The sequence below is a fragment of the Pseudomonas syringae KCTC 12500 genome (genome assembly GCF_000507185.2).
GTDB lineage: Bacteria > Pseudomonadota > Gammaproteobacteria > Pseudomonadales > Pseudomonadaceae > Aquipseudomonas > Aquipseudomonas syringae.
Genome location: NZ_AYTM02000002.1, coordinates 5,502,060 through 5,513,124, shown reverse-complemented (window position 1 = coordinate 5,513,124; position 11,065 = coordinate 5,502,060). Strand labels below are relative to the sequence as shown.

Annotated in this window: 8 protein-coding genes; 3 read left to right on the top strand and 5 right to left on the bottom strand. The window is 58.5% G+C overall.

Going from position 1 to position 11,065, the window contains the following annotated elements:
* Positions 1-138: 138 nt before the first annotated feature.
* Positions 139-1,839, bottom strand: coding sequence for a cyclic peptide export ABC transporter (locus V476_RS24345; RefSeq protein ID WP_024959041.1), 1,701 nt, complete (start codon positions 1,837-1,839; stop codon positions 139-141).
* 80 nt (positions 1,840-1,919) lie between these two features.
* The gene (locus tag V476_RS24340; protein WP_024959042.1) at positions 1,920-2,981 is read right to left on the bottom strand and encodes a TauD/TfdA family dioxygenase; all 1,062 of its coding nucleotides are present in this window, start codon (positions 2,979-2,981) and stop codon (positions 1,920-1,922) included.
* Positions 2,982-3,313: 332 nt separating this feature from the next.
* Between V476_RS24340 and syrB1 the strand changes: the two genes are divergently transcribed.
* The 3 genes from syrB1 to syrC all read left to right on the top strand — a co-directional run bounded on the left by syrB1 (position 3,314) and on the right by syrC (position 7,391).
* The gene (gene syrB1, locus V476_RS24335) at positions 3,314-5,158 is read left to right on the top strand and encodes a syringomycin E biosynthesis L-threonine--[L-threonyl-carrier protein] ligase SyrB1 (RefSeq protein ID WP_024959043.1); all 1,845 of its coding nucleotides are present in this window, start codon (positions 3,314-3,316) and stop codon (positions 5,156-5,158) included.
* Between the two features lie 17 nt (positions 5,159-5,175).
* Complete coding sequence (gene syrB2 / locus V476_RS24330) at positions 5,176-6,108, top strand: syringomycin E biosynthesis L-threonyl-[L-threonyl-carrier protein] 4-chlorinase SyrB2 (RefSeq protein WP_024638698.1); 933 nt, start codon at positions 5,176-5,178, stop codon at positions 6,106-6,108.
* 71 nt (positions 6,109-6,179) lie between these two features.
* Positions 6,180-7,391 (top strand): syringomycin E biosynthesis aminoacyltransferase SyrC, encoded by a 1,212-nt coding sequence (syrC, locus tag V476_RS24325; protein ID WP_024959044.1) that lies wholly within the window; start codon positions 6,180-6,182, stop codon positions 7,389-7,391.
* A 327-nt stretch (positions 7,392-7,718) separates the two neighbouring features.
* On the opposite strand, the gene V476_RS24320 is transcribed toward syrC, so the two are convergent.
* From V476_RS24320 to V476_RS24310, 3 genes are all read right to left on the bottom strand, one after another.
* Positions 7,719-8,336 carry an aspartyl/asparaginyl beta-hydroxylase domain-containing protein gene (locus V476_RS24320; RefSeq protein WP_024647644.1) on the bottom strand — a complete coding sequence of 206 codons (618 nt, stop codon included), beginning with the start codon at positions 8,334-8,336 and terminating at the stop codon, positions 7,719-7,721.
* A gap of 162 nt (positions 8,337-8,498) precedes the next feature.
* Complete coding sequence (locus V476_RS24315) at positions 8,499-9,878, bottom strand: MFS transporter (RefSeq protein ID WP_024959045.1); 1,380 nt, start codon at positions 9,876-9,878, stop codon at positions 8,499-8,501.
* Positions 9,875-10,888 carry a cupin-like domain-containing protein gene (locus tag V476_RS24310; RefSeq protein WP_024959046.1) on the bottom strand — a complete coding sequence of 338 codons (1,014 nt, stop codon included), beginning with the start codon at positions 10,886-10,888 and terminating at the stop codon, positions 9,875-9,877. The genes V476_RS24315 and V476_RS24310 overlap by 4 nt, the downstream gene beginning before the upstream one ends.
* Positions 10,889-11,065 lie beyond the last annotated feature (177 nt).

Below are 11,065 nucleotides of genomic sequence, written 5' to 3'. Positions count from 1 at the left end.
ACATTTCTTCTCGCAAAGGGTTGGCCTTGTCGCACGCAAGAGGCGGCGACAGCCGATAGTCGATTCGGGGCCAGGGAGTAGCGCGCTTCATGCCGTTTTGCGAAGGATCATCCCTGGAAATTTGGACCGCGCTTCAGTTCAGGCGCGCTTGTCCTGCACCGCGCACTTCACGTCGGAGACGATGCAACCATCGACCAACTTGATGATGCGATCGGCCAGCTGGAAGTACTGGTCGTCGTGAGTGATGATCAGAACGGTCTTGCCGCGCCGTTTGAGGTCCGGCAGCAGTTCCTCGTAGAAGAAGCGCTTGAATGGCGGGTCCTGGTCGGCGGCCCATTCGTCCAGCAGGTAAATCGGACGGTCTTCCAGATAGGCGCAAACCAGGGCCAGGCGTTTCTGCTGGCCGTATGACAAGGCTTTGGTAGTTGAATAACCCTGCCCTTCGATTTTGACCTTGTCTTCCAGGCCCAGAGTCGACAGGTATTTCTGCGCCTGGTCGGTGCTGGCCAGTTCTTTCTCGTCAGGACCTATCAGCCGGTTGAACAGATGGAAGTCGGAGAACACTGCCGAGAACAGGTCGCGATAGTGGCTGCGCGAGTCTTCGGTGATTGCCGTACCGTCGAGCAGTAGCTGACCTTCTTTCGGGATGTACAGGCCGCATAGCACTTTGGCCAGGGTACTTTTGCCACACCCGTTGCCGCCGACAATGTAGATCAGCTCACCGGACTGGATTGTCAGGTCGATAGGCCCTAGGGAAAACCCGGAATTGCTCAGTGGGTCCGTGTAGTTCATGTGGACGTTTTTCAGCTCGATCCTGCCCCAGGACTTCTTGTGATCGAGGAGCAGCACATTGTCGGCGTCGCTGGTTTCCGGTTCCGGGTGCGGTTCGTTGATGGAGAATCCGAAATCCGCCAGACGTGTGCAGGCGATACGTCCCTGGGCCAGCATCGGCATGGTGGTGACCAGCATTACCAGCGGGCCCATGATGTACAGCACCGCCAGCACGCTGGCGCTCATGGTCTTGGCATCGATTACAGCGAACATGGGAGCAGCGAACAACAGGCAACCGATCAGCAGCGACAGGGTTAACTGGCCAACGTTGTCAGCGGTGGTGTACCAGAGCCGTTCGATGTAGTTGTACCTCGCGACCCGGGCCGAAGACTCCTGGATCGCCGAGCGACTGAACCAGCGGCGACGAATACCGTTGAGTTTCAGTTCCTTGAGGCCGAACACAAGCGCGTGTGTGTATTCGTTGAATGCGGTGAACTCGTCGCGCACCTTGTGGGTGTACTTGATGCCGCCCGCGAAAAACAGCAGGTACAGTACGACTCCCAGCACCATCAGCCCGATGGTTATTGCGAACACCACCCAGGACAGGTAAGCCAGATAGGCAATACCAAACAGAAATACCGCCGACTCCACGAGGATCGTTGGCATGATCAACAGCGTGGCGTTGAGTTGCGGAATATCGCTGGTGAGCATCGTCAGGACATTCGGCGCACCGCGGCGGTCGACTTCCTCAAGCGGTGTGCCAAGGATTTTGCGGCACAGGGCAATGCGCAGACGGGTCATGATGCGCATGCTGGCGTAGGCCGGAAACAGCGCCGCACCGTTGCGGAAAACCAGGGCAACCAGGCTCAGGCCAACGAACCAGAACAACGACTCACGCTGAAAGGTCTCCTCGTGAATCGCCTGGTTGATCACATTGACAACGGCAATGGAAGCCACGCCGCTGATCAGACCCGTCAGCAGCGTAAAGAACGTCAGCCAGGGATGGCTGCTCCATAACAGACGCATTATCGAGCCCGGTCTGGTCTTCTTCTCTTGCTTGGTTTTCATTGCTTGCTGTCCTTGTATGCATTGGCCCGCGCGGGCGCCGGTGGTTGAACGCCCTGGCGGTTTCACTGGATATCGATCATTCAGGCCGGTCGCCAGACATCGCCCCGAGCGGTCATTTCACCCATGGCAACGACGATCAGCCGGGGTTCTTCATAAGGGTCACGGGCATGGGCGACGAGCATGTTGTCAAGCATCACGACATCGCCCTTGCGCCAGTCGAAGCGCACCGCGCACGCCTCGTAGGCATCACCGATCAAAGCCATCACCGAGTCTTCGATGGCTGAGCCGTCGCCATAGCTGACCATCCGTGGCAGACGGTCGGGGCCAAACATGTCGAGCAGGTCTTCGCGCAGTTCCTCGCCCATGCAATAGGGGTGATGCAACTGCACCTGATTGAAAAAACCACGCTCGCCGGTGAACGGATGGCTGATTACTGCCGGGCAGAGGGTGCGAAGCTGCAGGGTGTCGCCGTCGAGCCATTCGAAGTCCGTACCCTGCTCGCGGCAACGCTGTTCGATAGCGCTGCGCTCGGAGGTGCCGAAGAACGATTCCCAACTGGGCTCGACACCGGCCGTGAAGGTGCGGCTGTAAAGCAGACCTTTGCTTTCAAAACGCTCGATCACCTCTTTCGGCAGGTAGGCGAGCACTTGGCGAATGTCCGCCAGCGGCGTCGCCCCGCCCACTTGCGATGGCTTCTCACAGAAGAACCATTGCTTGCGTGGCCAGCTTTCCAGGTGCGAACTCTCGTTGTGATAAAGGATCATCTCGCGCTCGGGATACGGCGTTGAGCGATAGACATTACGCCCGCCTTCCTTCTTCGGAAGGTCGCCATACGTGCCGTGCAGGCCAGGCGACAGCGCCTCGGCAAACGCTTCGAAGGCGGCGACCGAAGGCAGGTCAAACCCGCGAAACAACACTGCGCCGTGACGACACAGCAGTGCCTCAATCGCCTCGCGTCGCGCGCTGGCCCACTGGGCCGGGTCCAGTTCATCAACGGTTGGCTCGACCACTATCGGCAAACTGATGTCGGCCGCCAGCAGGGACAACCGCACCGAGGGGTCAGCGGCCTTGTCGGGCCAGCTTGGCGCATCCGCTTGCCGTTGGTCAGCGAAAACGGGCGCAGTGTTAGCTTGAAGACTCATGAACAAACTCCTGGACCTCAGCCCTTCACATCCACTTTTTGTATGGAGCCAGACCAGCACGCTCCGGCACCGCGCAAGAATCAAAACACTGATGACCAGAAGCGTCTGTCACCGCAATCCGGGACAGCGGTCGCACAGCGGGTCGATGCGTGGTGGTGAGATTGGGCAGGCTTTGTCCCCATTTCCCTCGACAGACGCCGGCTGACAGTCGGTGCTGAAATGCGACAACTGCGGATCATGCCGGCCCATTCACGGACGCGTCAGGCCGCAGGGATGTCTCGATTGCAGCGGATTTGAACGCTGCATCTGGTTATTACACAGGAGCCTTGGTCATGCCGATTAAGAACACTGACGAATCGCCCAGCGCTACGTCAGCCCCTCTCAAGCCCAGTGCTTTCCTGCACGAGATATTCAGTGACAGGGCACGTCAATTTCCCGAGCGCACCGCCGTTAGCGATGCGCTCAGGAGCTTGAGCTATGCACAGCTCGACGCACTCTCGACAAAGCTGGCTGCACGTTTGCGCGACGAAGGCGTGACCCAGGGCATGCGTGTGGGTATGTACCTGCCGCGCAGCGTCGATCTGGTCATCAGCCTGCTGGGCATTCTCAAAGCCGGTGGTACCTATGTGCCGGTCGATCCGCAATACCCCGGTAAGCGCGTCGAACATATCGTGCGCGACAGCGGCCTGAACCTGATCATCGGTGATGCTGCTAACCTGCCGAAAGTACCGTCTCTGCGTGCCTTGGCGCTCGACGAGTTGTTGTCCGCACCGGCGCTGGAACTGGCTGTCCAAGACAGCCGCGTCGACCCTGATCACGCCACTGCGTACATCATCTACACCTCTGGTTCCACCGGTGAACCCAAGGGCGTGCAGGTTTCCCATGGCAACGTCAGTCGCCTGCTGGAAAGTACTCAACGCGCCTATGGCTTCGACGCCCAGGACATCTGGTCGATGTTCCACTCCATCGGTTTTGACTTCTCGGTCTGGGAAATCTGGGGTGCTCTGGCCCACGGTGGCCAGGTGGCCGTTGTCCCGTATGACGTCTCGCGCTCTCCTGCAGCTCTGCGTCAATGGCTCGCCGATCAGCGCGTCACCGTGCTCAGCCAGACGCCATCGGCCTTCCGTGGTCTTGATGAAGCCGATCGTGGCAATACTGCTCATCTGGCGCTGCGCTACGTGGTGTTCGGTGGCGAAGCGTTGCCCGCCACCGTGCTGCGTGCCTGGGTCGAGCGTCATGGCGACCAGAAGCCAGCGCTGATCAACATGTATGGCATCACTGAGGCCACCGTTCACACCACCTTCAAGCGAGTGTTGGCGCAAGACCTGGAAACAGCGGCCATGGTTTCGCTGGGCAAGCCACTGGACGGCTGGCGCCTGCACCTGCTTGACGCGAATCAGGCCCCGGTCGCGGCAGGCACCACGGGCGAGCTGTACATCGAAGGTGCCGGTGTGGCTCAGGGCTATCTGAACCGTGAGGCGCTCAACGTCGAGCGATTCGTCGAGTTGCCCGGTGCCATACGCGCTTACCGTACTGGCGACCTGATGACCCTGGAGAGCAATGGCGAATACCGTTATGCCGGTCGCTGCGACGAGCAATTGAAAATCAGCGGCTTCCGCATCGAGCCCGGCGAGATCGAAGCGTCTCTGCAAGCCAGCCCGAGCGTGGCCGCCGCCCATGTCGGCGTACACGATTACGGCGATGGCGACTTGCGCCTGGTGGCTTACGTGGTGCCAGGCCAGGGCGTTGATGCCTGGACCGAGCAAACCCGCAGCGAAGTTGCTGCACTGATGGCCGACAGTTTGCCTGAGTACATGCGGCCCTCGGTGTATGTGCCGTTGGCAGAACTGCCGGTGACTCAGCACGGCAAAATCGACAAGAAACAACTGCCCTCGCCTGCCGCTGACACGACGCCTTTAAGCGCGGCAGACGTCAAGGACCTCAGTGAACAGGAGCACTTCGTGCTCAAGGTCTGGAGCGAAGACCTGGGTCTGAAAAACATCGGCGTCAATGATGATTTCTTCGATCACGGCGGCACTTCTCTGGCCCTGATCCGTTCGCTGAGCAAGCTCAAGACGCATTACAAAATCAACCTGGACCCGGGAATCCTGGCGGATGGCGCAACGGCCAAAGTCCTGGCCGACTACATCTCCCGCAGCCTTGTTCAAGCCCATTGACCGAAAAGGAAAAGCTCATGAGCAAAAAATTCGCTTTAACTGCTGAACAGCGTGCGTCGTTCGAGAAAAACGGCTTTATCGGCCCGTTTGACGCCTATTCGCCAGAAGAAATGAAGGAAACCTGGAAGCGCACCCGTCTGCGCCTGCTCGACCGCAGCGCCGCAGCCTATCAGGATCTGGACGCTATTTCCGGGGGCACCAACATCGCCAACTACGACCGCCATCTGGACGACGACTTTCTGGCCAGCCATATCTGCCGCCCGGAAATCTGTGACCGCGTCGAAAGCATCCTTGGCCCCAACGTGCTCTGCTGGCGCACCGAGTTCTTTCCCAAGTATCCGGGTGATGAAGGCACCGACTGGCATCAGGCCGATACGTTCGCCAACGCCTCCGGCAAGCCGCAGATCATCTGGCCGGATAACGAAGAGTTTGGCGGCACTATCACCGTCTGGACCGCGTTCACCGACGCCAACATTGCCAATGGTTGCCTGCAGTTTATTCCTGGCACCCAGAACAGCATGAACTACGACGAAACCAAGCGCATGAGCTATGAGCCCGACGCCAATAATTCGGTGGTCAAGGATGGCGTGCGTCGCGGGTTCTTCGGTTATGACTATCGTCAGTTGCAGATCGATGAGAACTGGAAACCCGACGAGGCCTCTGCTGTGCCCATGCAGATGAAAGCCGGGCAATTCATCATTTTCTGGTCGACCCTGATGCATGCCTCCTATCCGCACAGCGGCGAATCACAGGAGATGCGCATGGGCTTCGCGTCACGCTACGTACCGTCGTTCGTGCACGTCTATCCGGATTCGGACCACATCGAAGAGTACGGTGGCCGCATCAGCCTGGAGAAATACGGCGCGGTGCAGGTGATCGGTGACGAAACACCGGAATACAACCGCCTCGTGACCCACACCACACGCGGCAAGAAATTCGAAGCGGTCTGACCCATCTGCGTCAGACGACAGTAGCCTCGCGCAATGTGCCTGAAAAAAGCGCCCAAGAAGAGTAACGATCCATGACTATTTCCTCCGACGCAACGATGCGTCTGTGCGAGACGGTGAGGATGCTCAGGCACCTTGCCCTCAATTTGCCCGATCCTGTATGCCTGAGCTTTCTCGCCCAGGAAAATGGTCCGCTGCCAGAGCCGGCGTGCTCCAGCGTGCGAGCCACAGAGCGGGCGATCAATGCCGCGTTTGCGCGCATCGGCGTGCGCACCCTGCAGTACTTGCACGGTGGCGAGGCACAACTGTCGTCGTTCGAATACTTTATAAGCTGCAAAATTTGCGAAGCGCTCGACTATCGCTACGAGCACTTCGACGATGCTGGAGACGTCACCGCATTCAATCGACTGCTCAAGCATTTTGAATTCGACGGTGCAGTGCCGCATATAGAGACACTGCTCCTGACCACCCACGACCATGCCCGGTTGCTGGTACATGCCAGTGCCAACCGCGAGCTGCCTCCCGTGGTTTTGGCACTGCCCTGCGGCATTCCGTTCGATCTCTGCCGCAACTGGTTCGACGCCTTGAGCGAGCGCTTTTTTGTCGTGACATGGGAAACCCGAGGGCTATTCGGTGCCTGCGAGGCGTTCGACCGGATTGCGGTGGACACCGATGCCCAGGTCGCCGACATGATCAGCGTGATGAATCACTTCAGGTTATCGACCGCACACCTGATGGGCATCTGCGGCGGCGCGGTGATCGCCCTGAGTGCCGCTGCTGCCCATGCCGACCGGGTCAACTCCCTGAGCCTGTGGCATGGCGATTACAACCTGGACGACAACGACCTGCGCACCGCTCATCAGCAAAACTTCGAGTGGCTGATGGAAAGCGCAGCTCAGGATCGTGGCGAGGCTGCTGACCTGCAAGCGATGTTCCTCGATCAGTCAACGCTGGCCACCACCCCTGAGTCCATTGCCCATGTGGTGCTTTACCCTTACGTCAATCCCGAGTTGTTCTATCGCTATGCGCGCTTGAACGACGCGCTGAACAAGACCGAGCTGGCACCACGACTGACGCGCATCACCGCGCCGACCCTGGTGGTGGCTGGCGATGCCGATGCAACCACGCACATAGGCGGTTCGCGGCATATTGCGGCGTCGATAAAGGACGCCACGCTACATGTGGAGCGCGACGGCAGCCACTTGGCGTTTTTTGCTTCTACCCAGCAATCAAAACAAATTGCGTTCAGCTTCCTCGAAGAAGTCCTTCAGCCGGCCGTGGCCTGAAAAACCGGCGTGGCGATCAACGAACAATCAAATCGTGGCGAGGGAGCCTGCTTCCCTTGGTCCGCGAAGCACCGGAAATGCGCAGCGATCCGGCAAGCCACAGTGAATCGCGGTATGGCTTCTTATCGTTCCGACGCTCTTCGTCGGAGCGATCATAACCACAAGGAGCGAGTCCAAAAAGCTGTGTAGATACTAATGCAGGAATGGGGCTACTACGCCGTCCAGCCGGAGCAAGCTATCTCGTCCTGAATAGGATTTTGTTGCTTGAAGCGATCAGTATCAGGCCCAGAGCCCTAAAGCGGTCCGTTCCCTCGGACCAGAATGCCACTATCCGTCAATCATGTGCTTTTCTCGATCAAATTCGAGGTACATCACCGTGCGATATTCTTCTTCTGCTGCATTGACCGCGAAGTGGTCGAGGGAGCCGTCGAAGATCACCAGGTTGCCGTTGGTGGAGTGGTTGAACTTGCCGTTGACGTTGAGGTAGGCGTAGCTCTGCTTGATTGGCGCGTCGATGGTCAATTGCATGTGCAGCAAACCCTCTTCCCAAGTACCGCCATGGGAGTGGGTCACGATGAATACGTTGGGTTCCATGCGCAACAAGGCACATAGCTTGACACCGGGAATCTGACTCAACAGCTCAAGAGTCCTGGGCATTGCGGTTTGAGCGTAGGGGATCGGCTGGTCGTAGGCCATCAGGGCGTACTGAGTCCACTCTGGCATCGGAACGTCCCCGTCCCCCCAACCCCAGAGCCAGCCATATTCGCCGCCGGCGGCCATGTGCTGGTTCAACTCTTCAACGAGCTGGGTGATCGACTTGCCCACGCGATTAATGCTCAGGGTCGGTGCATCAAGGGCTAGAAACTCTTCACGAATCACTTCCCAATTATCAGCAAGGTTCTGCAGCTGGGGAAAGCGATGAGGTTCGTAAAACGACGGACGCATAGGTCCTCCTATATCAGTTTTATCGACTTGGATGGAGGCACGGGCGCAGTCCAGTCAGGTTTAGGACGCTGCGCTAGAGCCTGCAAAGATTGACCCAGCAGCTTGGGCCTGTCTGTCACGGGAATCCGGTACAACCGGTCGCTCGGCACGCTGGACACCTTTTCAGAGTGCATCGATCTGGTGCGTGTCACTGACTCGCTCGTCAGATACTTCCGACTGCGGACCTTCCAGGCGGCGAAGCGGACCGTACAACAGCGCACCCAGGGCCAACAGCGCAAAACCCGCGCCAGTGACCACAAAAAGCAGCCCTACTCCGCGCCCCTCGCCAACCCCGAGCCACACGCCAATCGAATCGGCATAAACACCGCCGAGGCTCAGTGCAGGCCCGAACCAATGATCCACCAGAAGACCTCCGAAAAAGATCGCAAGGCTGGTGCTGACAATGGTCAACATGCTGATCAGGGCAAAGACACTGGCGCGATTGCCTACTGGGATATGGCTCATCCACAGGGCGGTAACTCCGGCATCGGCAATGCTCGCCACCATGATTGCGCAGAAAGCCACTGCACAGTAGGAAACGGTCTGCGAGACCAGCCCCAGGACAACGATGCAGATCGACAACAGCAGGTCGGCTATTACCGCCATCACCATCAACCTGCGCCGATTGCTCATGGACACCAGCACTCCGGCGCCGAACAGGCCGCCCAATGCAGCCCACGTGTAGGCCATGCCCAGGCTGTCGCTGCCCAGCGTCGATAACAGCAACGGCGTCATCATCAGCGTCACCAGCGACAGCAATGCACTGCGCATCACGGTGTAGACCAGTAGCCAAGTCATCACATGGCTGGCAGCGAAGAATTTCAGTCCGGCCATTACATTGCTCAGCGCACCGCTGAACACCGCCTCCTCCGCACTGGGCACGCCGTGCTCCTGCACCGGGCGCAGATGGGAAAATGCCTTGATCACCAGCAAGGTGCCAGAGCAGAAAGTCAGCAAATCCACCATCAGCACGCTGGCCAAACCGGCCTTGGCTATAATCATGCCCGCCAACAGCGGAGCGACCAGCGACGACGCATTTTTGGTAATGCCCATCAGCCCGGAGGCCTGGGTATATTTTTGCGGGCTCACAATCTCACTGACAGCCGCCTGATACGCCGGGGTGCGGAACGCCGAAACAATAGAGGCCATACAGTTGAAGATATACATGTGTACCAGCTCCAGTCGATCGAACCAGAGCAGACCGATCACCCCTGACAGCAACAACGCCAGGCTCACGTCGCAACAAATGATGATCAGCCGGTGACTGACGCGGTCGGCGAGCCCTCCCGCCAGCGGCAGGAACATAACCGCCGGCAAAGTTGCTGCCAATACCACGCCAGCAAAGGAAAACGCCGAACCGGTACTGGTGTAGACCCAGACACCAAGTGCGAACTCGGTCAGCGCCATACCAATGATTGCAAGAGACTCGCCGGACCAGAGGAAGTAAAAGCTTCGCCCCAGATCGAAACCTTTGAATGAGCGCCAACGGCGCCAGACACTCACGGGCGCATACCCTGGCGCGTCTGTGTCATGACGATACCGACCAGCCTGCGCCCCAGCCGAAAAGCCAGTGAATAGAGCACAGCCAGGATCGCCAGCGGCGCCTGCCGGGAACGCAAGTGGGTGCGCAGCATCCGCCTTGCGATGGGCGAGCGAATATCGCCAATCACATGCAGGGGGGTCCTGAAGGTCACGGCGACGGTGACACCGACAGCGTCATCCATCGATTGCACTGCGTGCCACCAGTAGACGGGTATGTACAGCGCATCGCCCGGTTCCACCACCGTACGCAACGCGCACAAATTGCGGGTACCCGGAAAACGCTGGGTGTCGATGTTGTACAAATAGCCCACTTCTTCGATCACAGGTCGAAGCCCCTGCCACGTGGCCTCGTCCGGCGGCAACAAGAGCACTTCCTTGGCACCGACCACCTGAGACATGAAGGTCTCGTCGGCGCTATGGAAATGCCAATCGGTGTAGGAGTTTCGGTACAAAAAGCAGCGATAGGGCGGGTAATACAGCGGCGTGGACAGTTCCGGCATGAACGGCAAGCCCGCCACGTCATGGCGCAGCAACTCAAGGGCTTCGCCCTCTTCAAAACCACAACTGTCAGCCACCAGCGGATGATCACCCGCACCCAGACTGTCGAGAAAGTTGTGGTACGGGATGTCACTGTGGACCTCGTTCGAATACTCGACCAAGGCCGCTTTGACATCAGGATTTGACCAGGCCATGACTTCCGAAATGACCTTTGAACGCACCACCACCGCACTATTGAGCGAATGATCCTTGATGTAGTCCAGCTGCTTCCACTTGTGGAAAGCGGGCCAGTGAAGTACCGCGTTTTTGATCAGGCAGGGACGGTTGTGGTTGACGTAGCGACGGACGAAATCTTCCCGGGAAATAGTCAACGCATCGATCTCTTCCACGGGCGTGGCTCGGGAGTGGTTGGGGAACCGGGAAAGACTCCAGAACTTCGAATCAGGCTGATCAATTTCGGCGCTTAACGGCATCCTACGACCCTCACAAAGACACTAAACGAGAGTTGATATAACAGACTCAAGTGACCCGCCCAAGCGCCGCAATGGCCGTCTCCTCACGGTGTCCCTGCTTCCCATGACAGACATCCCCCGGTGGATACTCTAATTTTTTCAACAGCTTCCCCTTGTCCCGGCGACCGGCAGTTTCTT